This is a genomic window from Sedimentibacter sp., from assembly GCF_032080165.1.
In the GTDB taxonomy this organism is placed as follows: Bacteria; Bacillota; Clostridia; order Tissierellales; family Sedimentibacteraceae; genus Sedimentibacter.
Map to the genome: position 1 here is coordinate 128474 of NZ_DAMASY010000002.1, position 23719 is coordinate 152192.

Consider the following 23719-nt stretch of genomic DNA (forward strand, 5'->3'; position numbering starts at 1 on the left):
TGCAACAAATTGATTTAAAACTAAATTTTTGAAAGGAGCTTTAAAATGAAAAAATCAGTATCAATTATTTTAATTGCGTCAGTTATTATGACTCTCTTTACAGGATGTTCAGGAGCTAATAACAGCAGCAAAGGTAATTTGGAAAACAGCTCTGGAGGTGAAAAAGTTATCAGGATCACGGTTTCGGGAACACCGGTAATTGACCCTGCAATAGGCATAAGCAATTCAAGTGCTGTTGCATTTGTTAATCTGTATGATACTTTGGTTTTTCCGACCCAGGAAGGTGTCATTCCATGGTTAGCCGAAAGGTGGGATGTAAGTGAGGACGGCAAGGAATACAAATTTTATTTAAAAAAAGGTGTCAAATTTCATGACGGCTCGGAATTGTTAGCTTCTGATGTGGTATTTTCTGCCAGGAGGCTATTAGATATAGGCGAAGGATTTGCCTACATTTATAGTGATATTATAAAGGATGTAGAGGCTACTGATAACTATACCGTAAAATTTATTTTGAACAGCTCTTCTGGTACATTTGTTGATTCTTTGTGCAGATTGTATATTTTAAATGAGGATATGGTAATGAACAATAAACAGGAAGGACCTTACGGTGAGTTTGGTGATTATGGAAAGGATTATTTAATAACTAATGATGCAGGTTCAGGTCCCTATATGGCAAAGGAATTAGTCCAGCAAGATTACTTTTATGCCGCAAGATTCGATGACTGGCATAAAGGATGGGAAGAAAATTCTCCGGATGCATTTAAAATGATTGATGGAACTGAATCGGCAACCGTTCGCACTATGCTGGCAAACGGGCAGCTGGAGATCAGTGATATGTGGCAGAGCAAGGAAAGTCTTGAGGCATTAGATAAGCTGGATGGAGTTGATCTTGTGGTGTATTCTACCAGATTAGTTCAAAATGTATTTTATAATACGACAATTGCACCTACCGATGACGTTAACTACAGAAAAGCTCTGAGCCATCTGTTTGATTACAATATGATAGCTAATAATATTTTTGTAGGATCAAAGCTAAACTATGGTCCGGTATCTTCATACACTGCGGGCAATGTGAAAACAACTCAATATAATTATAATATAGAAAAGGCTGAGGAATATCTGTCTAAATCAAAATATGCTCAAAATTACGGAGATTACACTTTAGAATTTTTAGTAAACTCAGATGTTGCAGATCTCGAAAAAGTCGCTTTGGCTTTTCAGTCTGCTGCAAGACAGGTGGGAATAACTGTTGAAATAAAAAAAGTACCTTGGGTTACCTTACAGGATAGAGTGTCCAGACCTGAAACTACTCCGAATTTAGTTTCTATAAATTCTGCTCCTCAATACAATGATGCCGGAGCTACGTTAGAATCTGGTTTTCATAGCAAAACAGCCGGAACATATGAAAATTGTCACTGGGCTATATCTGATGAGATAGACAGAGAAATAGAAGATGCTTTGGCTACAATTGACAAAGAAGAACGTTTTGAAAATTATGCTGTAATACAGAATAAAATAGTTGATGAAATAGTCCCGGAAGCATGGATTTCGGATTTAGCGGAAAGGGTAGCTTACAGGTCTACTTATATTGAGTGGCCGGCAGCAACAGCTTCTAAAGTCGGAGAATCCTATGCATACCTTATGGGATATCCATTTTTCTTCCCTGATATGAAATTTATTTTTGAATAAATGTATGTGTAAAGGTATTAATATAACATGAAACAATAATTATAAATCATACAAATGAGATATGACATAATCTCTTTCCAGATTTCAAAAACACACAAAAATTTCAGCCGTTTTGTGTGTTTTTATATGAGATAATTTTTTTGACAGCACAACTAACGTTTTCCGTTTAAAGTTCTAATAATGTAATAGAAAGGTAACAGTGTGCAACCGAACTCCTAAAAAATAACACAGAATAGGATAAAATAGTACAAACCAGTAAATAGAAACGTTAAAAAAAGAGTTCATGTATATTACTACACAAACTCAAATATAATTATTTGCTATACATTGAATCTGAACAGAACTATATCTCCGTCTTCCATTACATATTCTTTACCCTCAAGCCGCATAAGTCCTTTTTCTTTTGCAGCAAGCATTGAACCACATTCAATAACATCATTATAGCTTGTAACCTCGGCTCTGATGAAACCTCTTTCAATATCAGAGTGTATTTTTCCTGCTGCCTGAGGAGCTTTTGTACCCTTTACAATGGTCCATGCCTTTGATTCCATAGGCCCGGTTGTAAAAAAGCTTATTAATCCCAACAGATGATAGCTTACCCTTATAAGTTTATCAAGCCCCGATTCTTCAAGTCCCATTTCATGCAGAAATTCGATTTTTTCATCATCTTCAAGGGTTGATATTTCTTCTTCAATTTTTCCGCAAATTACAATTACCTCTGAATTATCCTGAGCAGCATGTTTTTTAACTTCATCCACGTACTTGTTTGAACTTGGATCAGTAATATATTCTTCATCAACATTTGCAACATATAAAACCGGCTTTGCTGTAATCAAATTGAATGTTTTGAGAAGCTTTAATTCTTCTTCGGTGTAATCTAAAAATCTTGCCTGTTTTTCGCTTTCTAAAGCATATACAAGCTTTTGAACTAATTCTAATTCAGATTGCAGGGATTTATCATTTTTAACCATCTTAGTTAATTTTTCTAATCTTTTGGTCATTACCTCCAAATCCGCAAGAACAAGTTCAAGTTCGATAATTTCTATATCTCTTTTAGGATTTACGCTGCTTTCTACATGTATGACATTTTCATCTTCAAAGCATCGGACAACGTGTACTACCGCTTCAACTTCTCTAATATGTGATAAAAATTTATTACCAAGACCCTCTCCCTTGCTTGCACCCTTTACCAAGCCGGCAATATCAAAAAATTCTATTACTGCAGGAACTGTTTTTCCTGAATTACTCATTTTAGTTAAAAAATCTAATCTCTTATCGGGAACCTCCACAACTCCTACATTTGGTTCTATTGTGCAAAACGGATAATTTGCCGATTCAGCTCCTGCTGAAGTTATAGCATTAAACAATGTACTTTTTCCTACATTCGGAAGCCCAACTATACCTAATTTCATTTTATCGTCCTTTCATTTACTACATTTATTCCAAAATTATGTCAAATTATTATATAACATAAAAAAATAAACTTCAACAAAATTAAAGGTAAAAGCTTGTATATTTTTTAATAAAAATAATGAATATAATGAAAACCCTTGAATAACATGGTATATATAAGACAAATTATGGGGGGAAGAAATAAATATGAATGATAAACAGATGCAGTCAAACTATATAAGGATTGTTGGTAAAATAAACAGTAAATTGGATTTTAGTCATGAAGTATTTGGAGAAAAGTTTTACGAATTTATTATGGAAGTACCAAGATTAAGCGACGCCAGGGATCTGCTGCCTGTAATAATATCCGAAAGATTAATAAACGATATTGATATGAGTATTGGGAAATATATAGTTATTGATGGTCAATTCAGATCTTATAATAGATATGAGGACACAAGCAACAAATTGCTTCTGAGAGTATTTGTAAGAGATATTATAATACCGGAAGATAATGAATTAGAGGAACTTATAAGACACCCCAATGAAGTTTTTCTTAACGGATATTTATGCAAAGAAACAAAATTCAGAACAACACCTTTTGGCAGAGAAATCACAGACATGCTTATTGCCGTAAACAGATCCTATAATAAGTCAGATTATATCCCTTGTATTGCATGGGGTAGAAACGCAAGGTACTGTGAAAAATTAGAAGTGGGAGATCATATTAAGATTTGGGGTAGGATTCAAAGCAGAAAGTATCAGAAAAAAAATGAAAACGAAAACTATGAGACAAAGACTGCATATGAAGTATCCGTAACAAAGTTAGAACATATTAAAACCGAAAATAACCGAAAAAGAGAAGATGAAGAAGAATTTGAGGAATAATACTAAATACTTATTCAAACCTACTATATTACGATAAAGCATAAAGATGGCAGGCTGTTGAAAAAGTTCAGGGGGACTTTTAAGCAGCCTAATTTTTGTTTTAAATTTTTATATAATATGATACAATATAACAAACAAAGTAAAGGAACAGTAAAATGATTTTAGTATTGGCGGAAAAACCTTCAGTTGGGAAGGATATAGGAAAAGTTTTAAAATGCAATAAAAATGGAAACGGATATGTAGAAGGTAAAGAATATATAGTTACCTGGGCACTTGGACACCTTGTTACATTGGCTGACCCTGAAAGCTATGATAAAAAATACAGTAAGTGGGTGTTAGAGGATTTACCTATAATACCAAAATCAATGAAGACAGAAGTTATTAAACAAACAAGAAAGCAATTTGAAGTTGTTAAAAACCTCCTGTTAAGAAAAGATGTGACAGAAATTGTAATAGCTACAGATGCGGGCAGGGAAGGAGAACTTGTTGCCAGATGGATTATAGAAAAAGCAGAAGTAAAAAAATCTATTAAAAGATTATGGATATCATCTGTTACTGACAAAGCCATCAAGGACGGTTTTAATAGTTTAAAAGACGGTATGTCTTACAATAACCTCTACGCATCAGCTTTAGCGCGATCAGAAGCAGATTGGATTGTCGGAATTAATGCTACAAGAGCATTGACATCAAAATTCAATGCTCAGCTTTCCTGTGGCAGAGTACAGACACCTACAATAGCCATGATTGCAGCATTAGAAGATGAAATAAGAAGCTTTAAGCCTTCAGAATATTATGGCATTGAGGCATCAGCCGGCAGCTTTAAATTCACATGGTATGATAAAAATAATGAAAACAGAACTTTCAATATGGAAAAGTGTGACAACATATTAAACAACATGAAATCAAAAAAATTGGAAATTATTGATATTTCAAGAAACAGAGCTTCAACATCTGCTCCCCGGTTATATGATTTAACTGAGCTTCAAAGAGACGCAAACAATATGTACGGATATTCTGCAAAGGAAACATTGTCTGTTATGCAACAACTTTATGAACGTCATAAAGTGTTAACATACCCGAGGACTGATTCCAGATACTTAACTGAAGACATAGTTGATACATTAAAGGACAGAGTTAAATCATGCAGTGTAGGGCCTTATGCAAAAATAGGATTTAAAATTAGTTCACAACCTATTAAAAGCAATAAGAACTTTGTTAATAACTTAAAAGTTTCTGATCATCATGCAATAATCCCTACGGAGCAAACAGTTTTCTTGGGGGATTTATCTGATAAAGAAAGAAAAATATATGATTTAGTTGTTAAAAGGTTTTTAGCAGTGCTATCTAAGCCTTTTGAATTTGAAAAAATAGTTATAACGGGAAAAGCAGATAACGAAATATTTTCATCTAAAGGAAGAATTACTTTATCCATGGGATGGAAAGAGGTATATGGTAATTATGAAGATGAAGAAATACTTGATGATTATCCCGTGAATGAATTAAATAAGCTGAAAAAGGGCAGTGAAGTACAAATTTCTTCAATTAGGAAAACAGTAGGTGAAACTAAGCCTCCGGCAAGATTTACTGAAGCAACTCTTTTGTCAGCCATGGAAAATCCCGTTAAATTTATGAAAAATGCTGATAATAATTTGAAAAAAACAATTGGTGAAACCGGAGGCCTCGGTACTGTTGCAACAAGAGCTGATATAATCGACAAGTTGTTTAACAGCTTTGTTATAGAGAAAAAAGAAAAATACATTTATATAACATCTAAAGGGAAACAATTATTGGATTTAGCTCCGGTTGATTTAAAGTCACCTGCGCTTACAGCAAAGTGGGAGCAACAGTTAAATGACATAGCAAAAGGGAAATTAGACAAAACTAAATTTCTAAATGATATGATTGACTATACAAAATCAATAATTAAAGAAATAAAAGTAAGCGACAAAAAATATATCCATGACAATGAAACAAAATCAAAATGCCCTGAATGCGGAAGTTACTTACTTGAAGTAAACGGTAAAAAAGGTACAATGCTTGTATGCCAAAACAGAGAGTGCGGCTATAGAAAAGGTATTTCTCAAATAACAAATGCAAGATGTCCGAATTGTCATAAAAAGTTAGAGCTTAAAGGTGAAGGGGAAGGCAAATTATTTGTTTGCAAATGTGGTTTTAGGGAAAAATTATCAGCTTTCAACAAAAGAAAAGGAAGTGAAAAATCATCAATATCTAACAAGGAAGCTTCAAAATATCTGTCGAAACAAAATAGAAAACAAGATGAAAATTTAAATACAGCTTTAGCAGATGCCTTAGCTAAATTAAAGCTTTAAAATATAAACTAAATCAATATTCACATTAAGTCAGCAAATAAGGAGAAAAATAATGTATATCATATTAGGTATATTAATTGTTTTATTTATATATTCAGCTAATAGAAGAAAAAACTTAGAAAAGCAGGTAGAATTGTTTAATAAGCTTTTATATAAAGAAAAGAGTCCTGAAAAATATATTGATGAAATTGATAAACTGTTATTGAAAATTCAATCAGACAGAGAAGTAACCATCAATTATATTCAAAAAACAACGGGATTACTGTATGTAGGAAAATTTGCTGAAGCTATAGATATATTAGTCAACAAGGTTAAAAAAATACCGTCGAATTGGCAGGTTATTTATTATCATAATTTAGTGTTATCCATGTATTTTAACGGCGAGATTGAAAAGGCAAACCAAGTGATGGAACAAGCAAGAGAAACGTTGGATTTATACAGCAAAAAGGATTATAACAGAGTAACAATAAAATTGACATATGCAGTATCAGATTTTTATAACAACAATTTGCTGGAGTGTAAAGAATTTTTTAAGGATTTGATTGATATTTCCAAAAATGATTACAGAGTTGCTTTTGGTTGTTATTTTACGGGAAAAATTCTTGAGTTTGAAAATAAACATGATGAAGCAGAAGAATATTTTGAAAAAGCTAAAGTCTACGGGCAAGGAAGTTTTATGGAAAATTTTTAGAGGTGAATATGAATATAATACAAAAAGATAATAAAATTATTATAGAGAATATAAAAAATTTTAACATAACTCACATTTTTGATTGCGGACAGGCATTCAGATGGAATAAAGAAGAAGACGGTTCTTACATCGGTGTTGTTAAAAATAAGGTTATAAATGTAAAACAAAATGAATCTTCAGTGATATTCAATAATATATCAATGGATGATTACGAAGATATAATAAAAGATTATTTTGATTTCAATACCGATTATACTGAAATCAAAAAAATAGTCAATACAGACGAAATAATGAATACGGCTATTAAATTCGGTTATGGTATCAGAATCTTAAATCAAGATGAATGGGAAACAATGATATCATTTATGATATCGGCAAATAACCGAATCCCGATGATTAAAAAGGTTATAGAAAATTTAAGCATAACTTTCGGTAATCATATATGTAACTATAACGGCAAAGATTATTTTAGCTTCCCAACGGCAGAAAAATTGTCAGCAGCACCGGTTGATAAAATTTTAGAATGCAAGGCAGGCTTCAGAGCTCCGAGGATAAAAGAAGCCGCTCAAAGATTTTTAAAAGAAAAAGACATTATTTACAATATTAAAAACACTTCCTACAATGAAGGGCTGAATTATTTAAAAACTTATAACGGAATAGGGGACAAGGTGGCTAATTGCATATTGTTGTTTTCTATGAAACAATTTGATACATTTCCTGTAGATGTGTGGGTAAGAAGAGTGATGCAAACACTTTATGTTGACAAAAGCACAAAAGATGCTGATATACAAAAATTTGCTGAAAACAAATTCGGGAAGCTTTCAGGGTATGCACAGCAATATTTGTTTTATTATGCGCGCGAAAATGGAATAGGTAAATAATTTTAATAAAAAAGCAGAAACTAATGTGACTGCTTTTTTAATTTTTGTACTTACAGCATAAGCGACTGACACCAAATTAAAATTTGGGTCATCTGCTTACAATCAAGGAAAGGAGACAAAATGTCAAATAGAGAATTAAAGATTAAAACAGGTTGGAATTTAGATAACAGCTATGCCCGCTTACCTGAAATTTTTTACAGAAAGGTTTATCCCACACCTGTTCGCTCACCATATATGATAATATTAAACAATGATTTAGCCAAATTATTAGGATTAAACATAGAAGAACTTAATAGTCAAGATGGAGTTTTTGCACTTGCCGGTAATTCTGTTTTAGAAGGATCTATACCGATTGCTCAAGCATATGCAGGTCATCAGTTTGCGTATTTTACAATGTTAGGTGATGGAAGAGCAATCTTGTTGGGTGAACAAATCACGCCGGACAATGAGCGTTTCGATATACAATTAAAAGGATCAGGTGAAACACCGTTTTCAAGACGAGGGGACGGCAGAGCAGCGCTGGGTCCAATGCTTAGAGAATACATTATAAGCGAAGCAATGAATTTCTTAAAAATTCCAACTACAAGGTCCCTATCAGTTGTTGAAACAGGGGAGCCGGTTTATCGTGAAACGGTATTAAAAGGGGCTGTATTAACTCGGGTTGCCTCAAGCCATATAAGAGTCGGAACATTTCAATACGCAGCAAATTGGGGAACCACAGAAGATTTAAAATCATTGGCAGATTATACAATAAACAGGCATTTCCCATACATTAGCAATGATAAAGATAAATATGTACTCCTATTAGAAGAAATAGTAAAGAAACAGGCATCACTTATTTCAAAATGGCAATTGATTGGTTTTATACACGGTGTTATGAATACTGACAACATGGCTGTAAGCGGTGAAACCATAGACTATGGACCATGTGCATTTATGGATACCTATAATCCCGAAACTGTTTTCAGTTCAATAGATACTGCGGGCAGATACGCATATAAGAATCAACCCGAAATAGGCGAATGGAATCTTTTGAGATTAGCCGAAGCACTGATTCCTATACTTCACGATGATGAAGAAACAGCTGTTAAAATGGCTCAGGATGCTGTTTCAAAATTTAATATGCTGTTCACTAACAATTATTATGAAGGCATGAGGTCAAAAATCGGGCTGTTTAATGAAGAACAGGAGGATGTATCTCTTATAGATGATCTACTTGGTTTAATGCATAGATATGAAGCCGATTATACTTATACCTTTAACGCTTTGACAGAAAATAAATTAGAAGACACGGTACTGCGTGGCAATTATGAATTTATGAATTGGTATAATATGTGGCAGTCAAGAGTGTTAAAGCAGCAAAAAACAAAAGAAGAAATAAAAAATCTTATGAGAAGCTCCAATCCGTCAGTTATACCCCGCAACTACCTTGTGGAGGATGCACTAAAAGAAGCAATAAATAATGAAGATTACAGTGTTATGAATAATCTGCTTAGTGCTCTGTCGGATCCATATTCGGATAATAATGAATATGAAGAATATAAAAAGCTTCCTCCGCCTACAACCTGCCCGTATAGGACTTTTTGCGGAACTTAATTACAACATAACTTAGGGGATTATAATTATAATCCCCTGTTTTTCTTCATGTCCCGGCATTTAAAGCTGCATATTTTGCCGTCTAAAATTATTGACAAACATTTAAAAAGTGCTATAATTATATTGTTGTCGGGGTGTAGCGAAGCTTGGTATCGCGCATGGTTCGGGACCATGAGGCCGAAGGTTCAAATCCTTTCACTCCGATTTCAGTATAAAAACAGTGAAAAAGAGCCATTTTCAGGCTCTTTATATTTTTATTTTTGAGTTATTTTTTGATAACCTATCACACGTAGAAATTTTTGTATAATCTCCTTGTAGATAATATCTTGCCAAATGTACATATTTTCTAACCGTCTGTAAATCTTCATGTCCTAATATCAGTTGTAAGTTAAACATATCACCACCGTTGATGATGTAATTTGTAGCGAATGTATGTCTAAGCATATGAGGGTTAAACTTTTCAAATTTCATTTTTTTACGTAATCTAACAATAACCATAGTTACAGCTTTTTCGCTCATACGCATTTTATCCTTGCTTAAAAATAATGCTTGATTATCTATAGAATCAGGTACGCGATACATAGTAATATATTTATATAATGACTTCTTTAATGTTAAACTCATAGGTACATACCTATCTTTGAAGCCTTTAGCTTCATTTATTTTTATCATATTACTATTAAACATAACATCCGGTACATCAAGCTTACATATTTCAGATAATCTTAAACCTGCATCAACCATTGATAAAAATATACATTGATTACGAAGTGACATTTCACAGTTTGTAAATGACATTAAGACTTTTTCGATTTGATACTCTGACAATATTTCTTTAATTTTCTTAGGCTTCTTAACTATTTTTATCTTTTCAAATAAATTAGTTTCAATATATCCGTTATCATGGAGATATATAATAAAAGTCCTTAAATGTGTCATATATGTATTAACAGTAATTCGAGATAATTTTTGCCCTTCCTTACCTGAATAAAATGAATTTCCTATAAAATCACGTTCAAGCAAATTTTTTTGATACGATTTCAATAAATCAACAGTTAAGGAATTTGAATCAATATCACCTGCAAACTCTATGAAATAACTTAAAACCCTCGTATATTGTGCAATAGTTTTTTTACTGTTTCCTTTAATTTCATTATCTATTATAAACATATTTTTTAATTGACTAAGTTTCATTTTGACCCCCTAAGAGTGTATATATTGACTTCTTTTTAATAATAATTCGCTTATATCGGCATTGCCTTTTTTTGTTTTCAAATATTCAGATAAATCATTATTAAAATCTTGTAAAACGTCTTGTAATGAAAAATTGTATTTGCATGCACCATATGAAATAAGAACACCCGTTAAAAGTGGAAGTAATTCATCAGCAGTACAACGCATTTGCTTGTCACGTTTTATTAAGTCTTGCTTTATGTATCCATTATAGGCTTGTCTTATTTCTTCCCATTCTGTTTTTACTGTACATCTGCTTATATTATCATTATCCAAATTTATATAGCTACAGTATGAAGCAGTTAGCAATTCCCATATAGAACGAGATTTTACCGCAAAATCTGCAACCGATTCTATATTATGTTCTTTAAAAAAATTACGTCCTATTTGGAACTCAACGTTCCATACTTTCTCTATATCCATCTTTTGAGTTTCCCAAATTGAATTAAACCAAGTCTTTCCGCTTTGCTTAATTTCAAGTGATTTGTTATAAATTCTAAGCATGACATTTTTTTCTGAAAATGTACCAAATGTCAAACCGCTTAATTTTCGATTAGTCATAAATATTTCATTTTTCTTAAATGTACCCCTAAAATTATTAACATCCTCAAGATTTAATTGTAAAGAATCAGTATGACAACATATATCAGCCCTTGAAATTTTCTCAGCTATAAATTCACCTTTGAATATATCCTTTAAAATATTTATGCTATCTTCATAAGCTTGTAAATATCCTTTTTGCCATAAAAACAAACTCTTAAGACGAACCGCTACAGGATAATTATTTTTATTGTTACTTCTATGTGCTGAAATTGAAATAGACATTATTTCATTATGTAATATAAAAGAATGGAATCTAAGACCATTAGGCATTATTTTAAATCTATATGTTTTATAATCTAAGTATGTATCTTGGAGTGTATCGGCTTTAGCCTGAAGCTTGTATAACTCTAATAATTGAATTAATTCTTGATTGTTTTTCTCATAGTCATTAATATCTATAGAAAAAAACAAACTATCAATGTTAGATATTTGCATTTTTATAATCTCCCAAATGTTATTTTGAATTTCTGACCCCCCCTGATAGTAAGGACGGGGGGAAAAGATTTTATAATCTTTTTGATAATTTATTCATAGTTTTATTCAATCAGCAATATATAGTTTCCCATGCTTAAGCATGGAAAAACTATATATTGCTATTTGAATTTTTAAGATATTCTCCGAGTTCTACATCAAAGGTTGTATCATATAATTCAAATATTTTTTTATTTAATATATGTATATCAAAACCGTATTTTTCTTTTGTTTTGGGGTTAAATGTTCTTGACATACATAATTTAGCCATCTTATTAAAGTTATGTTCAAACTGTGTTACACGTCTTAAAGCGGTACTTACATCTTGCATATCCTGTGCTGTGTACCATAAATCTAAACCGTTATGACGGTGTTGCCTGATTGCTCTCATAAACTCAAAGGGAATCTTTTGCCATGCTTGTGCGGGTAAATATATCCCTGCTTCATCCATTAATATTAAAGCGTCTTTAACTTCATATATTTCGTATAGTTCTTTGTAATAGGTTGCGAATGTAGTTTTGAAATTAGCATATACCTTGCGACCTTTTTTGTGTTCTATATATGAACGTCTTACCATATTATAAGTTTTTCCTTGACCCGGCAATCCTGTAAATGCTTCTATCATATATTTTCACTCTCCCCATATTCTGATGTTAAATCAATTAATTTTTCTTCTAATACATCTATTTTCTTTTGATAATTTGCAATCTTTTTGTCATAAGATTTTTTTATTGATTCTTCTATATTTTCTTTATTAATCTGATGTCTAATTGATGTGATTTTTAATACTTGATATAAATTACCTATCTTGAAGCCCATGATAAACGATATAACTGTTATTACTAAATAAATCATATTAACCTCTCACCATTTCATATATTTTTTGTATAGCCCAAAATACTAAGCTATAAAATGCAAATGTCATTAATATTGTTAATACTTCTAATATCTCTTTAATTGGAAATATGACGTTTGCTTTTTCTGCAGTTTGTACTAAAAAATCAAAGTGTTGTGTAAATGGACTTATGTCAAATCTGCCAAACAGATCATTTAATAAATTAATCACTATATCAAGAAAATCTGTTAAAATTCCTGTTAAAAATTTCATTACCATAATTAAGCCCTCAACGCAGGTATTAATTTTTTTGCAAAATAGATAAACAATGATACATACAATATTGCAACCAATATAGACCGAATAATTTCTATAATATTTTCTAAGCCTGTGAAATCAAATACATTAATAGTAAAACCCGGCAAATAAGTTATTTCCATCAATGGCAAATCGTCTAAATCTGAAGATATTACCTTGTCAGATGTATCTATAATGCTATCTTTTATATCTTTTGGATATTGAAAAGGTGATGTTTCAGTAAATTCATCAAATTTATTTTTTATCGGTTGGAAGCCATCAGATACACCATCATTATTTGAATCATAGTAATAATCATCTGTTACAAATAATTTTCGCAGTAAATCATCAAGACGTGCCATAACAGTATTTAATTCATTTAATGTAGTAAATCGTATTGTATTTGATTGTGTACCATATGAATCAATATAATATATAGTATATTCTGTATTTGGTCTAAGGCTTGTAATAGTCATAGAACTATCTGTTATATTACTTTCATATAATGAATCGTTCAAATATATATCTACCGAATGAATAAAACTATTCCAATTTACATGAATATATGTATCACCAAGCTGTTCAAGTGTTAAAGGAAGTACATTTAAATTTGTTATTGGCACTGTTTGTTTTACAACTAATTCATCTCCTGTTGAATCAATAATTTTATAATATATTGTTTCTCCTGCCTGCAAACCTCTATCAATAAAATATCTATCATCTATTTGCTTTATAAAAGTATAGTTTATATAATCAATACTTTTATATATTTGAAATGGTGATTCTCCATTAATGGCAAATTTTATCTCACCGGGGGAATGTTGTGTACTTTCAATGCTTAAAGCAAATATTTTAACTGTTAGTACATTTGATATAATTATGATAAATATTAATATTCGTTTAATAATATCACCCCATTTTTTAATAAAAAAAGGGAAATTAATTCCCTCTTTCTATTATACTGACTTAAGCCATTGTTTTGTTTTGCCCCACAACCATTTAGCTACTATGAATATAACACCTATTCCGATAGCAGCAACTACTATTGCAATACCTGATGTTTGCGCTGTTGCGAACAATCCTTCCATTGGAGCTTGAATTTCTGCTAATCCTGACATTTTTTATTCCTTCCTTTTCTTATAATTTTTTTAACCACATTTTGGTTTTATTCCAAAGCCATTTAGCAATTATAAATATAATTCCTAATAAAATGGCGAGAATAACAATTTTAATACCTCTGTTTTGTGCTTCAGTAAATATATTTAAGAACTCTGATATTATAATATCTGTTCCGACATCACCTGTTGATTTTATTGTTTTAAATTCAAATATCATTGGACTTTCTATCACGTTACCGTCTACAGCATTTAACGATTCTATTGTTAATGTGTAGCTTGTCCCGGGCTTAAATGGATCATAATCAATAATGAATTTATCGTTTGATATTATTAAATTAGTATTTACTATCAAATCATCAGTTTCATTTTTTAATATAATGTTTGCTGATTCTATTTTTCTGTCAAAAGTTAATATTAAATTCTGCAAACTTGATGAAATGAAATTACCAAAATTCTTGTATATTAATTTGATTCCTGAAATATTGAATTTATAATCTGCTAAATCTGACAATATATCTTCTGAATCGTTATAATTTGTAACCTTATTTATTTTTAGTGTATAATCACCACTTAAATAATTTGATGTATTAAATACAATCTTATTATCTAATACTTGATAATCTAACAGTTGGTTATCTCCTGATTTATTTACAATGCTTATATCTGATATATTAGCAATTATTTTATTGTTGAAAATACATTCTAATTTTGAATCAAAAGCATTATATTTGTATTCAATCAATTTTAATGGTTCATCTATAGTAAATGTAAAATTCAAATTTTCTAACTGCTGATATCCGAAATAATCATCATAAGCAGTAACACTTAATAAGGTTGTACTGTAATCACCAGTTAATAATATATTCTTTGGTTTTATAATTAAATCTTTACCTACAATTGAAAAATTAAAAGGAATGTCATTGTTTTTATTGTCTTTAAATAAAATATCATCTTCATTAATATCAAAATTTTTATTAAAAATATACTTGATTTCTTGTTTTGAAGTATTAAAGAATATCTCATTTAATTCTAACTCTGTAATTATAGAATCAAATAATTCTATTGTTATCACATAAGATTGAGGTACATTAAATATTACCTTTGTTACATCTTTATAATCAACAACTCGTTTAGTTTGTCTAACGTTATTTCTTATTACTGTAGTTCCTATTTTTTGTTCTGATGAATTATAAAATGTAATATTTGTATCATTTAAAGTAACACTTGAGTTAGTATTTATTACTGTTTTTATATCAACAGGATAATCAAATGTATATACATAATTAGCAACTCCTTGAGGAATAGTAATTTTAATTGGAAAATCTAAACCATATGCTATAAATTGATATTGAATTATTATAAAAAACAACAAAGCTATAATTAATATTTTCTTTTTCATAACAAACCTACTTAAAAAAATTTTTAAACAACTGAATGCATAAACCTACAAGTAAACCATATACATAAATCTCAAACATTTATATACTCCTGAACCATGACTTGAACAAATTGATTAAAACATATGAAACGATAAAAGGAGTAAGAAAATCTATTAAGTTTTCAATATATTGTAATTCCATTTTATCGCCCCATTTTCTTCATTAAGTAGATATTATATAAAATCAATATTAACCATATGTACAATAGTAACATCTTAATCCTTTACTAATAAAAGACCTAATATTATAGCTATTGAACTAAGAATCAAGAAATTGAATATATTTATATTATTACTTAATTCTTCTATTACCGATTGTTGATTTGATATAATATCTATGATTTGATTTAAACTACTCGTATAGTCAATTAATATTAACTCTTCCATTTTATTAAGCTACTTCTTTAAAGTACTGTATTGCCTTTCCATTACTTACAAATGTACCAAGTTGACAATTTATTGTTATCTGTTTCATTTCTTCAAGCTTTCCATATGTTTCAGGCTCAACAGTAACAGTTATAGCTTGATGTGATTCTTTTTGATAAACAACTACCTTTAAAGACTTTCTAACCTGATTTGTTTGTTTATCAATATTTTCCTGTTCGTATTTGTCTATTAATAGACCGCTTAATTTAATATGCATTATTTTTCTCCTTTTAATTTTTTATTTAAAGCTTATAGCTTTATTTTCTTATCAATTTTACGAATATTGTAACGGTATTTCAGGTTATTATAATAAGTATATTTACGTGGCTATGACCGCCTAAGACAATTTCATTAATTTAAGTTTTACGCTTGTCCATTAGATGGTATAAAGAATTGGTTCAATTTTTCTTATTGATTGAAAATAAGCTATTGTAACAATAACTACGTTTAGGACATTTTAAACATCCGTTTTTTCGATAATTTTCACAATTTGACATATTATTTACTCCTGTTCTGTTTATAATGGGGGAGAACCCCCAAACCCCCCTTTGGCTTTTTAGGGTGCGTAACAAGGTAATTTTTTGCTGAAATACATCACCGCAGAGAAATATTGTTTTTATATTTACGGTATAGGTTTTTCTTACGGTTTTTCTAATTTTATTTTTGCTAACCGCTTGAAATAGAACGGTTTAACTTATTTAATGAAGGGGAAACCCCTTCAAACTACCCGCTTTCTATGGGGGTGTGCCCCCATACCCCCCTAAATTCATTCAAATATTATTGAAAGTAGTTGACCGTTTGAAAACTCAAAAGCTACTTTCCAATCTTCATACAAATTTTTAGCGTCTAAGGCTAATGTATTTTGATATTCTTCTTTTACTTCTTGTGATAAATCTGTAAATATTCGTGGCATTTCTTCACTCTCCCTTTTTATTAGCTTTATCAAATACAATTCTGTTGTAATTATACGTATGAATTTCATCTAATCTTCTTTTAGCAAATAGATACATTGTATTAAGTTCCTTATAATCATCTGTTAAAAACATGCGATTGATATTGCCTTGAAGCATATTATATTCGAAATCTATTTCTTTTTTATTCATATTTTTTTATCTCTCCCTTTGATTTTTATATTCAAGCCCCTTGGAAACCCTTGGGAGAGATTCCGCAGGGCTGAATTAACTTTTTTTATCTTAAATCTAATTCATAATATTTAACGCAATCAGATTCAAATTTATATCTTAATTTATGCCAAAAATCTTTTGAACTCATACACATTGCTGAATAACCCTCTGAATAATCAAAACTTATTGTATACTTTACCTCACAACGATAACGTATGTTCGTTAAATATAAATTTAATTCAGCTTGTCCTGTTTTTATTGTTACATATAATCTTTTTTTCATTTTCACCCTCCCGAGGTTTTTATTGTTTTTTGATTAAAGTATTGATATAATGATTTTTAAAACAGATATTAAATACTTTATATCTATATATAGATTATATATCAATATACAGATAAAGTCAATGCATATTTTTCTATAAAATGATATTCGTAACAAATGTTACAGAAAGGAATAACATGAATGAAAGATTAAGAGAAATAAGATTAAAGTACAAAATAAGTCAAAAAGAAATGTCAAATATATTAAAATTAGCACAGAGCCAAGTTTCAAATATTGAAAAAAATGGCGCAAATACAACAAGTGAAACAATAGAAAACTTTTATAAATATTTTGGAATAGATGAAACAATATATTTAATATCTGGCAAATACATAGAAAAAAATAACAATAGCGAAATTGAAGAATTATATAATCAACTTAATGATGAATACAAAATAGTAGCAAAATATAAAATTAAAGAATTGATAAAAGAACAGGAAACAGAAAATAATAAGAATTTAAAGGATATAGGGTAAATTTAAGAATAATTAAAGGCGGAAAGAAAAATTGACAAATTTAATAATAATTATAGTATTTATAATAGTTATTTTTATGCTTGCAGTTGCAATTATAGCAATAATATCAAAGAGCGATAAATCAGATAAAAATATAAGTTATGATAATTTCATAAAGTTAGATTCTATATTGTCAGAAGCTGAATTTAATTTTTATAATGTATTAAATTTAGCATTGCAAAATAGCAATTTTATAATTTGCCCTAAAGTAAGAATTGCAGATTTCATAAATGTTAAATCTAATAAAAATTTCACAAGTGATTTAAATAGAATTAAAAGTAAACACGTAGATTTTTTAATATGCAATAATAGATTAAAACCTTTAATAGCTATTGAATTGGATGATAAAAGCCATGATAAAAGGATTGAAAGAGATAACTTCATAAACGAACTTTATAAATCAGTAAATTTAAATACATTAAGAATAAAAAACGGTCAAACATATTCAGTAATAGAATTAAGAAATAAATTAAAAGAAATAATATAACGAATTTTAAATATTATAATGCATATCGGTGAAGGGCAAAACTAACAATTCAAATCCTTTCACTCCGATATTTTTATATTTAAAAATATATGGAGATAGTATGACTTCAGAAAAACGAAGGGAAAATATTGAATCAATATTAAAAAAAAGCAATGAACCCATAACCGCTACGACTTTAGCAAAGAAATTCTCCGTAAGCCGGCAGGTAATTGTAGGAGACATCGCTTTAATGCGAGCAGCAGGATTAAGGATTTCTGCTACTCCTCGAGGGTATATATTTGATTCTGATAAAGAAAATCAAATATGCTTTACTATTGCATGTCAGCATGACAATGAAAATATGGCAAAAGAACTTTATACAATCGTTGATAACGGCGGAATTGTATTTGATGTAACCGTAGAACATCCCGTATACGGTGAAATATCAGGAGAACTTCGAATATCTTCAAGATATGAGGCAGATATGTTTTTGGAAAAGATTAAAAGCAATAAGGCCCAACCATTGATGAAATTAACAGGCGGTATACATCTTCATAAAATTAAATGCAATAGTGAAAATGAAAAGAAAAGAATTATTGAAACATTGAAACATGAACAAATAATTCTTGAATAGAAATTATCGGTTGACAATCTGTTTTTTATTTACTATAATTGTACAAAGAGATGTCAAGACACTTGACAAGACAATAAGTAAAGAAAGGACAGAAAAATGGCAAGAAACAGTAAATTAAATTCAATGTTAATTTCGGCACTTCTTTGTTCAATAGGAATAGTGATTCCAATAATTTCGCCTATTAAAATAACTATGGAGCCGGCGTCATTTACATTAGCAAGTCATGTAGCAATATTTATTGCTATGTTTATATCTCCTTTAACAGCTATTTTTGTATCACTTGGTACATCAGCCGGCTTCTTGATAGCAGGATTTCCGTTAGTAGTAGTACTAAGAGCTGCATCTCATATAGTTTTCGCATTTTTAGGTTCATTATTTTTAAAGATGTATCCTAACACACTGAATTCATTTAAACATTCGCAGTTATATTCGTTCATAATCGGATTAATACACGCAATATGTGAAGTAGCAATAGTATCGGTATTTTATTTTGGAAACAATATGAGTTCGGGATATTACTCAAAAGGATTTTTTATTTCAGTTGTATTATTAGTGGGAGCAGGAACTGTAGTACACAGTATGGTTGATTTCTATCTTGCACAAGCAATATGGAAGCCCGTGACAAAGGCGGTTAAAATCCAAAAAGAAGTTAATGCACATTAAATTTCTCCTATATAGAACGGCTAAGTCGTGTCATGTTAATGATAAAATCATTAAAACATCAGGTTATTGATACGGTTAAGCTGTTTTTTTATGGCAATAATTAACTGTAGGTGATATAATAATATAGATTTGTAATTTAGGTGATATTATCAAAGGAGGTTATTATTATGTATAGTGAGGAACTGCTTCTTTCTAATTTGAACGGTATAGAAGCGGAAATAATTATAGCAAAATTAAAATCATACGGAATACCTGTATTAAAAAAATCAAAGGGTACAGGTGAAATTATGGAAATATATACAGGAGTGAATTTGTACGGGATAGATATTTATGTTCCTTCAGATATGCTTGACGTGGCAAAAGAACTTCTGAAGCCGATTAATGAAGACGACGATTTAGAAAACAATATTTAAAAGAAATTTTATAATTAAAAGGAGATTCATTTATGGCTGAAAGGGTTAGCTTTATAGGATTGATTTTATTACCGGTTATAGTAGGTATACCGATTGTTATATTGTATTTTGTTATTAAATTAGCTGTAAAAAATGCAATAATAGAATTAAAGAATAAAAATATTATTTAAATTTTTATGGACCAATATCGCCATCTCTGATGGCGATATTTTGTAAGAACAATGAAATGGCCAGTATACAAGCAGCAGTGCCATAAAACTTAATCTATAAGGATAATGCTTAATCTAAAAATCCCGTATTATGTTTTACATAACTGCAGGATTTACGTTTATTACTATTGACAAGTCAGCTATTATGTGTTACTATATAGCAGTAGTAAGCAATACTGAATACAAGTCATACAGAATAGCGAGGAGGATTGTGTTGGAAAATCTAACGGAAATGCTCAAAGGCGTGCTTGAAGGCTGTGTCCTTGAAATTATAAACCGCGGAGAAACCTATGGCTACGAAATCACGCGGCGGTTGAATGCTCTCGGTTTCACAGATGTTGTGGAAGGAACTGTCTACACCATTTTGGTGCGGCTTGAGAAGAATAAACTCGTGGACATAGAAAAAAAACCATCCGATATGGGACCGCCGCGCAAGTTTTTCGTACTCAACGACGCGGGGCGCAAGGAACTACAAAAGTTCTGGGAAAAATGGGAGTTTGTATCATCAAAAATTAACGAGTTAAAGGAGAAAAAATAATGAATTTTTGGGAAAAAATTACAGGCAGCGACATGACTAAAGAATTGAAAGCTTTTGAATCGCGAGCCAAAAAGCTGCCGGCTGATTATCAAGCGGCATGGGAAAAAATTAATGCTAATCTTTGGCCGCACTCGGATTTCACCGGTCGTAATCTCATGCCAATTCTTGACGGTGTGCTTGGTCTGCTCGAAGAAACGGCGGCGGACGGTCAGAGTGTCCAAGAGGTTTTGGGTGACGATATCAAAGGCTTCTGTTCAGCGCTTGCAGGCGAAGAAGGTGCAAAGTCTTTTCGCGACAAGTGGCGCGAGCAGCTCAACAATAATATAGCTAAAAAATTAGGTAAATAGGAGGATAAAATGAGAATACAAGATATCATTGAGGGCAAAAAAGAGTGGCGAGCGCACATGGCGCGTGTCAAAGCGCTCCCGCAAGATTATCAGATTGTTTATAAAGAAATTCAAAAATATCTCTTTAAGGTCGGTCCTGTTGAGCTAACCGAGGGGACGGGTTTGCTCTCGGGTATCATCAATCTTTTTGAAGAGGGCGCGGTCTTGGGTAAAGGCGTGCTCGAAGTGACGGGCAGTGACGTAGCGGCTTTCTGCGACGATCTAATCAAAGATTCAAAAACTTACGCTGATATCTATCAAGAATCTGTTGACCAGGAAGTTAAAAAGACCATGAAAAAGATTACGGATAAAACAAAGTAAAAGGGGGAGCAATCAAATGTCTGAATTTTTCGATAATTACTTCAATATCAAAAAAATGATTGAGAGCAAGCGTGAGTACAAGCAGCAGATGGATAGGGTGGAAGCTCTGCCGAAAGACTATCAATACGTATTTAAGAAAATCCAAGGACACATGTGGAGGTTCGCGGCGGGATCTGGCTATGACATGATGAAGATCCATTATGACCTTATAGAACTGTTCGAGGCGGGCGCGGCGGAAGGCAAGCATGTTTTGGAGATTACCGGCGAGGATGTGGCCGCATTCTGCGACGAGCTTCTGCGCAACGCCAGAACATATACGGAAGACTGGCGTGAGGCGCTCAACCGCGATATACTGAAAAAATTCGGAAAGGGGCTGGATTTAAAATGACAGAAAAAGCAATTGAAGTGAAAGGTCTGAGAAAGTCTTTCAAGGACACAGAAGTCCTAAAGGGCGTCGATTTTGAAGTGAAGCGAGGTGAGATTTTCGCTCTGCTCGGCTCCAACGGAGCGGGCAAGACGACGATTGTTAAAATCCTCACCACGCTGCTTAAACAGGACGGAGGCACCGTCGTCGTAAACGGATTTGACGTCGCGTCAAAGCCCGACCATGTACGTCAGGCGATCAGCCTGACAGGGCAGTTTGCCGCCGTGGACGAGATATTGACCGGGCGGGAAAATCTCATTATGATCACAAAACTGCGGCACCTTGCCAATCCGCGTCAAGTGGCTGACGATTTACTTAAACGCTTCGGTCTGACTGACGCCGGCGACCGCAGGGTTTCCACCTATTCGGGCGGTATGCGCCGCAGACTCGACATTGCCATGAGCCTTATAGGAAAACCGCAGATTATTTTTCTCGATGAGCCGACCACCGGACTTGACCCAGAAGGACGCATCGAGGTTTGGAATACGGTCAAAGAGCTTGCTAATAATGGCACAACGGTATTTTTGACCACGCAGTATCTGGAGGAAGCCGAGCAGCTTGCAGACCGGATTGCCATTCTGCATGAGGGCAGGATTATTGCCAACGGTACGCTTGCGGAACTGAAAAAGCTGTTCCCGCCTGCGAAAGTAGAGTACGTTGAAAAACAGCCGAGCTTGGAAGAGATATTCCTCGCAATTATCGGCAAGAAGGAGGAAAAATAAATGGAAGACGTAAAGAAACACTTTTTCAGCGATATGGGCGTCATGCTTGGACGTTCTATGCGCCATATTTTCCGCAGCATGGATACGATCATCACGGTCTGCATCACTCCGGTTGCGATGATGCTGCTGTTTGTCTATGTGTTCGGCGGCGCGATTCAAACCGGCACTGACAACTATGTGAATTACCTGCTGCCCGGCATTCTGCTGATTGCGATCGCGAGCGGCATAGCCTATACGGCTTACCGTCTGTTTATGGATATGCAAAGAGGCATCTTCGAACGATTTCACTCTATGCCGATTGCACGTTCCACCGTGCTGTGGGGGCATGTGCTGACCTCGCTAGTATCCAATGCGATTTCGGTTGTCGTAATCATTCTCGTAGCGCTCATGATGGGTTTTCGCTCGTCGGCAGGAATACTTTCATGGCTTGCTGTGGCCGGTATACTCGCGCTGTTTACGCTGGCCTTGACATGGATTGCGGCAATTGCCGGATTATCCGCACAAACAATGGAGGGTGCAAGTGCGTTTTCCTACCCGCTCATCTTCCTTCCTTTTATCAGTTCGGCCTTTGTACCGACAGAATCGATGCCGGCAGTTGTCCGTGTTTTTGCCGAAAACCAACCGGTGACCTCAATAGTGGAAGCCATCCGCGCACTCCTGTCGGGGCAACCTGTCGGAAATGATATTTGGGTTGCGCTTGCATGGTGCTTGGGGATACTGATAGTCGCATATCTGTTTGCGATGCGAGCGTACAAACGGAAAGCAGCTTAATGTTTGCAGGCATTAAAATGATAGCAGCAACAAAAACATCAAGTAAGGAGTGGTATAGTGTGTAAATACGAGTGGATTTTATGCCCGGTCTGCGGCAACAAAACTCGTCTCAAGATGCGTGATGATACAGTGCTTGAAAACTTCCCGCTATTTTGTCCAAAGTGTAAACAGGAAACGCTAATCAATGTAAAACAACTGAATATATCAATTATCAAAGAGCCAGACGCTAAGATGCAGAGCCGATAACATGTGAGATTACTTACAGTTATCGGCTCTTTCTTTTATGGTGCTCTGAATGAATTTATATTGATTTTACTGCAAAA

General features: G+C 32.5%; 33 protein-coding genes and 1 tRNA gene. 20 read left to right on the forward strand and 14 right to left on the reverse strand.

The features are described 5' to 3' along the window. The first annotated feature begins 45 nt into the window (after positions 1-45). Positions 46-1689, forward strand: coding sequence for an ABC transporter substrate-binding protein (locus RT412_RS03155; protein WP_313343655.1), 1644 nt, complete (start codon positions 46-48; stop codon positions 1687-1689). A 320-nt stretch (positions 1690-2009) separates the two neighbouring features. On the opposite strand, the gene ychF is transcribed toward RT412_RS03155, so the two are convergent. Next, positions 2010-3101 (reverse strand): redox-regulated ATPase YchF, encoded by a 1092-nt coding sequence (ychF, locus tag RT412_RS03160; RefSeq protein WP_313343653.1) that lies wholly within the window; start codon positions 3099-3101, stop codon positions 2010-2012. Between the two features lie 187 nt (positions 3102-3288). Here ychF and RT412_RS03165 point away from each other — a divergent pair, with 187 nt between their 5' ends. The 6 genes from RT412_RS03165 to RT412_RS03190 all read left to right on the forward strand — a co-directional run bounded on the left by RT412_RS03165 (position 3289) and on the right by RT412_RS03190 (position 9671). Further along, positions 3289-3969, forward strand: coding sequence for a single-stranded DNA-binding protein (locus tag RT412_RS03165; protein WP_313343650.1), 681 nt, complete (start codon positions 3289-3291; stop codon positions 3967-3969). 155 nt (positions 3970-4124) lie between these two features. After that, positions 4125-6299 carry a DNA topoisomerase III gene (locus tag RT412_RS03170; protein WP_313343647.1) on the forward strand — a complete coding sequence of 725 codons (2175 nt, stop codon included), beginning with the start codon at positions 4125-4127 and terminating at the stop codon, positions 6297-6299. 52 nt (positions 6300-6351) lie between these two features. Then, positions 6352-6990, forward strand: a complete 639-nt coding sequence (locus RT412_RS03175; protein WP_313343644.1) for a hypothetical protein — start codon at positions 6352-6354, stop codon at positions 6988-6990. A gap of 8 nt (positions 6991-6998) precedes the next feature. Next, the gene (locus RT412_RS03180) at positions 6999-7871 is read left to right on the forward strand and encodes a DNA glycosylase (protein ID WP_313343641.1); all 873 of its coding nucleotides are present in this window, start codon (positions 6999-7001) and stop codon (positions 7869-7871) included. A 120-nt stretch (positions 7872-7991) separates the two neighbouring features. Then, on the forward strand, positions 7992-9467 hold the full coding sequence (locus tag RT412_RS03185; protein ID WP_313343638.1) for a protein adenylyltransferase SelO family protein: 1476 nt from the start codon (positions 7992-7994) through the stop codon (positions 9465-9467). A 130-nt stretch (positions 9468-9597) separates the two neighbouring features. Then, positions 9598-9671: transfer RNA gene (locus RT412_RS03190), tRNA-Pro, on the forward strand. 42 nt (positions 9672-9713) lie between these two features. On the opposite strand, the gene RT412_RS03195 is transcribed toward RT412_RS03190, so the two are convergent. The 13 genes from RT412_RS03195 to RT412_RS03255 all read right to left on the reverse strand — a co-directional run bounded on the left by RT412_RS03195 (position 9714) and on the right by RT412_RS03255 (position 17295). Next, positions 9714-10661, reverse strand: a complete 948-nt coding sequence (locus RT412_RS03195) for a tyrosine-type recombinase/integrase (RefSeq protein WP_313343635.1) — start codon at positions 10659-10661, stop codon at positions 9714-9716. A 9-nt stretch (positions 10662-10670) separates the two neighbouring features. Then, complete coding sequence (locus tag RT412_RS03200) at positions 10671-11738, reverse strand: hypothetical protein (protein WP_313343632.1); 1068 nt, start codon at positions 11736-11738, stop codon at positions 10671-10673. A gap of 148 nt (positions 11739-11886) precedes the next feature. Then, positions 11887-12399, reverse strand: a complete 513-nt coding sequence (locus RT412_RS03205) for a zonular occludens toxin domain-containing protein (protein ID WP_313343630.1) — start codon at positions 12397-12399, stop codon at positions 11887-11889. Continuing rightward, positions 12396-12629 (reverse strand): hypothetical protein, encoded by a 234-nt coding sequence (locus RT412_RS03210; protein ID WP_313343628.1) that lies wholly within the window; start codon positions 12627-12629, stop codon positions 12396-12398. Before RT412_RS03210 ends, RT412_RS03205 begins: the two co-directional genes overlap by 4 nt. A 1-nt stretch (position 12630) precedes the next feature. Then, a complete protein-coding gene (locus RT412_RS03215) occupies positions 12631-12888 on the reverse strand; it encodes a hypothetical protein (protein ID WP_313370794.1) in 258 nt (85 codons plus the stop codon). Between the two features lie 2 nt (positions 12889-12890). After that, positions 12891-13601: a fibronectin type III domain-containing protein gene (locus RT412_RS03220; RefSeq protein WP_313343623.1), complete on the reverse strand. Its 711-nt coding sequence runs from the start codon at positions 13599-13601 to the stop codon at positions 12891-12893. Between the two features lie 261 nt (positions 13602-13862). Further along, positions 13863-14024: a hypothetical protein gene (locus RT412_RS03225; RefSeq protein WP_313343620.1), complete on the reverse strand. Its 162-nt coding sequence runs from the start codon at positions 14022-14024 to the stop codon at positions 13863-13865. A 19-nt stretch (positions 14025-14043) separates the two neighbouring features. Beyond that, a complete protein-coding gene (locus RT412_RS03230) occupies positions 14044-15423 on the reverse strand; it encodes a hypothetical protein (RefSeq protein WP_313343617.1) in 1380 nt (459 codons plus the stop codon). 255 nt (positions 15424-15678) lie between these two features. Next, positions 15679-15849 carry a hypothetical protein gene (locus RT412_RS03235; RefSeq protein ID WP_313343614.1) on the reverse strand — a complete coding sequence of 57 codons (171 nt, stop codon included), beginning with the start codon at positions 15847-15849 and terminating at the stop codon, positions 15679-15681. A gap of 4 nt (positions 15850-15853) precedes the next feature. Further along, positions 15854-16105 carry a hypothetical protein gene (locus RT412_RS03240; RefSeq protein ID WP_313343611.1) on the reverse strand — a complete coding sequence of 84 codons (252 nt, stop codon included), beginning with the start codon at positions 16103-16105 and terminating at the stop codon, positions 15854-15856. A gap of 549 nt (positions 16106-16654) precedes the next feature. Further along, on the reverse strand, positions 16655-16801 hold the full coding sequence (locus RT412_RS03245; protein WP_313343609.1) for a hypothetical protein: 147 nt from the start codon (positions 16799-16801) through the stop codon (positions 16655-16657). A 4-nt stretch (positions 16802-16805) separates the two neighbouring features. After that, complete coding sequence (locus RT412_RS03250; RefSeq protein ID WP_313343607.1) at positions 16806-16991, reverse strand: hypothetical protein; 186 nt, start codon at positions 16989-16991, stop codon at positions 16806-16808. Positions 16992-17076: 85 nt separating this feature from the next. After that, entirely contained in the window at positions 17077-17295 is a 219-nt protein-coding gene (locus RT412_RS03255) for a hypothetical protein (protein ID WP_313343604.1), read from the reverse strand. Between the two features lie 176 nt (positions 17296-17471). Between RT412_RS03255 and RT412_RS03260 the strand changes: the two genes are divergently transcribed. The 13 genes from RT412_RS03260 to RT412_RS03320 all read left to right on the forward strand — a co-directional run bounded on the left by RT412_RS03260 (position 17472) and on the right by RT412_RS03320 (position 23642). Further along, the gene (locus RT412_RS03260; protein ID WP_313343602.1) at positions 17472-17810 is read left to right on the forward strand and encodes a helix-turn-helix transcriptional regulator; all 339 of its coding nucleotides are present in this window, start codon (positions 17472-17474) and stop codon (positions 17808-17810) included. A gap of 31 nt (positions 17811-17841) precedes the next feature. Then, positions 17842-18336, forward strand: coding sequence for a DUF2726 domain-containing protein (locus RT412_RS03265; protein WP_313343599.1), 495 nt, complete (start codon positions 17842-17844; stop codon positions 18334-18336). 100 nt (positions 18337-18436) lie between these two features. After that, positions 18437-18949 (forward strand): transcription repressor NadR, encoded by a 513-nt coding sequence (locus RT412_RS03270; RefSeq protein ID WP_313343596.1) that lies wholly within the window; start codon positions 18437-18439, stop codon positions 18947-18949. Positions 18950-19045: 96 nt separating this feature from the next. Then, on the forward strand, positions 19046-19612 hold the full coding sequence (locus RT412_RS03275) for a hypothetical protein (RefSeq protein ID WP_313343595.1): 567 nt from the start codon (positions 19046-19048) through the stop codon (positions 19610-19612). Positions 19613-19779: 167 nt separating this feature from the next. Continuing rightward, on the forward strand, positions 19780-20025 hold the full coding sequence (locus tag RT412_RS03280) for a putative signal transducing protein (protein ID WP_313343592.1): 246 nt from the start codon (positions 19780-19782) through the stop codon (positions 20023-20025). A 32-nt stretch (positions 20026-20057) separates the two neighbouring features. Beyond that, on the forward strand, positions 20058-20195 hold the full coding sequence (locus tag RT412_RS03285) for a hypothetical protein (protein WP_313343590.1): 138 nt from the start codon (positions 20058-20060) through the stop codon (positions 20193-20195). Positions 20196-20445: 250 nt separating this feature from the next. Then, entirely contained in the window at positions 20446-20772 is a 327-nt protein-coding gene (locus tag RT412_RS03290) for a PadR family transcriptional regulator (RefSeq protein WP_287022376.1), read from the forward strand. After that, the gene (locus tag RT412_RS03295) at positions 20772-21119 is read left to right on the forward strand and encodes a DUF1048 domain-containing protein (protein ID WP_313343587.1); all 348 of its coding nucleotides are present in this window, start codon (positions 20772-20774) and stop codon (positions 21117-21119) included. Before RT412_RS03290 ends, RT412_RS03295 begins: the two co-directional genes overlap by 1 nt. 9 nt (positions 21120-21128) lie before the next feature. Beyond that, positions 21129-21479, forward strand: coding sequence for a DUF1048 domain-containing protein (locus RT412_RS03300; protein ID WP_313343584.1), 351 nt, complete (start codon positions 21129-21131; stop codon positions 21477-21479). Positions 21480-21495: 16 nt separating this feature from the next. After that, positions 21496-21867 carry a DUF1048 domain-containing protein gene (locus RT412_RS03305; RefSeq protein ID WP_313343581.1) on the forward strand — a complete coding sequence of 124 codons (372 nt, stop codon included), beginning with the start codon at positions 21496-21498 and terminating at the stop codon, positions 21865-21867. Continuing rightward, entirely contained in the window at positions 21864-22625 is a 762-nt protein-coding gene (locus RT412_RS03310; protein WP_313343579.1) for an ATP-binding cassette domain-containing protein, read from the forward strand. Before RT412_RS03305 ends, RT412_RS03310 begins: the two co-directional genes overlap by 4 nt. After that, positions 22626-23396: an ABC transporter permease gene (locus RT412_RS03315; protein ID WP_313343577.1), complete on the forward strand. Its 771-nt coding sequence runs from the start codon at positions 22626-22628 to the stop codon at positions 23394-23396. Between the two features lie 57 nt (positions 23397-23453). Beyond that, positions 23454-23642, forward strand: a complete 189-nt coding sequence (locus tag RT412_RS03320) for a cysteine-rich KTR domain-containing protein (RefSeq protein ID WP_313343575.1) — start codon at positions 23454-23456, stop codon at positions 23640-23642. Positions 23643-23719 lie beyond the last annotated feature (77 nt).

What these genes read in the sequence shown, in the direction of transcription:
- RT412_RS03155 (WP_313343655.1), top strand. Translation starts at nt 46, where the DNA reads ATGAAAAAATCAGTATCAATTATTTTAATTGCGTCAGTTATTATGACT.
- ychF (WP_313343653.1), bottom strand. Translation starts at nt 3,101, where the DNA reads ATGAAATTAGGTATAGTTGGGCTTCCGAATGTAGGAAAAAGTACATTG.
- RT412_RS03165 (WP_313343650.1), top strand. Translation starts at nt 3,289, where the DNA reads ATGAATGATAAACAGATGCAGTCAAACTATATAAGGATTGTTGGTAAA.
- RT412_RS03170 (WP_313343647.1), top strand. Translation starts at nt 4,125, where the DNA reads ATGATTTTAGTATTGGCGGAAAAACCTTCAGTTGGGAAGGATATAGGA.
- RT412_RS03175 (WP_313343644.1), top strand. Translation starts at nt 6,352, where the DNA reads ATGTATATCATATTAGGTATATTAATTGTTTTATTTATATATTCAGCT.
- RT412_RS03180 (WP_313343641.1), top strand. Translation starts at nt 6,999, where the DNA reads ATGAATATAATACAAAAAGATAATAAAATTATTATAGAGAATATAAAA.
- RT412_RS03185 (WP_313343638.1), top strand. Translation starts at nt 7,992, where the DNA reads ATGTCAAATAGAGAATTAAAGATTAAAACAGGTTGGAATTTAGATAAC.
- RT412_RS03195 (WP_313343635.1), bottom strand. Translation starts at nt 10,661, where the DNA reads ATGAAACTTAGTCAATTAAAAAATATGTTTATAATAGATAATGAAATT.
- RT412_RS03200 (WP_313343632.1), bottom strand. Translation starts at nt 11,738, where the DNA reads ATGCAAATATCTAACATTGATAGTTTGTTTTTTTCTATAGATATTAAT.
- RT412_RS03205 (WP_313343630.1), bottom strand. Translation starts at nt 12,399, where the DNA reads ATGATAGAAGCATTTACAGGATTGCCGGGTCAAGGAAAAACTTATAAT.
- RT412_RS03210 (WP_313343628.1), bottom strand. Translation starts at nt 12,629, where the DNA reads ATGATTTATTTAGTAATAACAGTTATATCGTTTATCATGGGCTTCAAG.
- RT412_RS03215 (WP_313370794.1), bottom strand. Translation starts at nt 12,888, where the DNA reads ATGGTAATGAAATTTTTAACAGGAATTTTAACAGATTTTCTTGATATA.
- RT412_RS03225 (WP_313343620.1), bottom strand. Translation starts at nt 14,024, where the DNA reads ATGTCAGGATTAGCAGAAATTCAAGCTCCAATGGAAGGATTGTTCGCA.
- RT412_RS03230 (WP_313343617.1), bottom strand. Translation starts at nt 15,423, where the DNA reads ATGAAAAAGAAAATATTAATTATAGCTTTGTTGTTTTTTATAATAATT.
- RT412_RS03235 (WP_313343614.1), bottom strand. Translation starts at nt 15,849, where the DNA reads ATGGAAGAGTTAATATTAATTGACTATACGAGTAGTTTAAATCAAATC.
- RT412_RS03240 (WP_313343611.1), bottom strand. Translation starts at nt 16,105, where the DNA reads ATGCATATTAAATTAAGCGGTCTATTAATAGACAAATACGAACAGGAA.
- RT412_RS03245 (WP_313343609.1), bottom strand. Translation starts at nt 16,801, where the DNA reads ATGCCACGAATATTTACAGATTTATCACAAGAAGTAAAAGAAGAATAT.
- RT412_RS03250 (WP_313343607.1), bottom strand. Translation starts at nt 16,991, where the DNA reads ATGAATAAAAAAGAAATAGATTTCGAATATAATATGCTTCAAGGCAAT.
- RT412_RS03255 (WP_313343604.1), bottom strand. Translation starts at nt 17,295, where the DNA reads ATGAAAAAAAGATTATATGTAACAATAAAAACAGGACAAGCTGAATTA.
- RT412_RS03260 (WP_313343602.1), top strand. Translation starts at nt 17,472, where the DNA reads ATGAATGAAAGATTAAGAGAAATAAGATTAAAGTACAAAATAAGTCAA.
- RT412_RS03270 (WP_313343596.1), top strand. Translation starts at nt 18,437, where the DNA reads ATGACTTCAGAAAAACGAAGGGAAAATATTGAATCAATATTAAAAAAA.
- RT412_RS03275 (WP_313343595.1), top strand. Translation starts at nt 19,046, where the DNA reads ATGGCAAGAAACAGTAAATTAAATTCAATGTTAATTTCGGCACTTCTT.
- RT412_RS03280 (WP_313343592.1), top strand. Translation starts at nt 19,780, where the DNA reads ATGTATAGTGAGGAACTGCTTCTTTCTAATTTGAACGGTATAGAAGCG.
- RT412_RS03285 (WP_313343590.1), top strand. Translation starts at nt 20,058, where the DNA reads ATGGCTGAAAGGGTTAGCTTTATAGGATTGATTTTATTACCGGTTATA.
- RT412_RS03295 (WP_313343587.1), top strand. Translation starts at nt 20,772, where the DNA reads ATGAATTTTTGGGAAAAAATTACAGGCAGCGACATGACTAAAGAATTG.
- RT412_RS03300 (WP_313343584.1), top strand. Translation starts at nt 21,129, where the DNA reads ATGAGAATACAAGATATCATTGAGGGCAAAAAAGAGTGGCGAGCGCAC.
- RT412_RS03305 (WP_313343581.1), top strand. Translation starts at nt 21,496, where the DNA reads ATGTCTGAATTTTTCGATAATTACTTCAATATCAAAAAAATGATTGAG.
- RT412_RS03310 (WP_313343579.1), top strand. Translation starts at nt 21,864, where the DNA reads ATGACAGAAAAAGCAATTGAAGTGAAAGGTCTGAGAAAGTCTTTCAAG.
- RT412_RS03315 (WP_313343577.1), top strand. Translation starts at nt 22,626, where the DNA reads ATGGAAGACGTAAAGAAACACTTTTTCAGCGATATGGGCGTCATGCTT.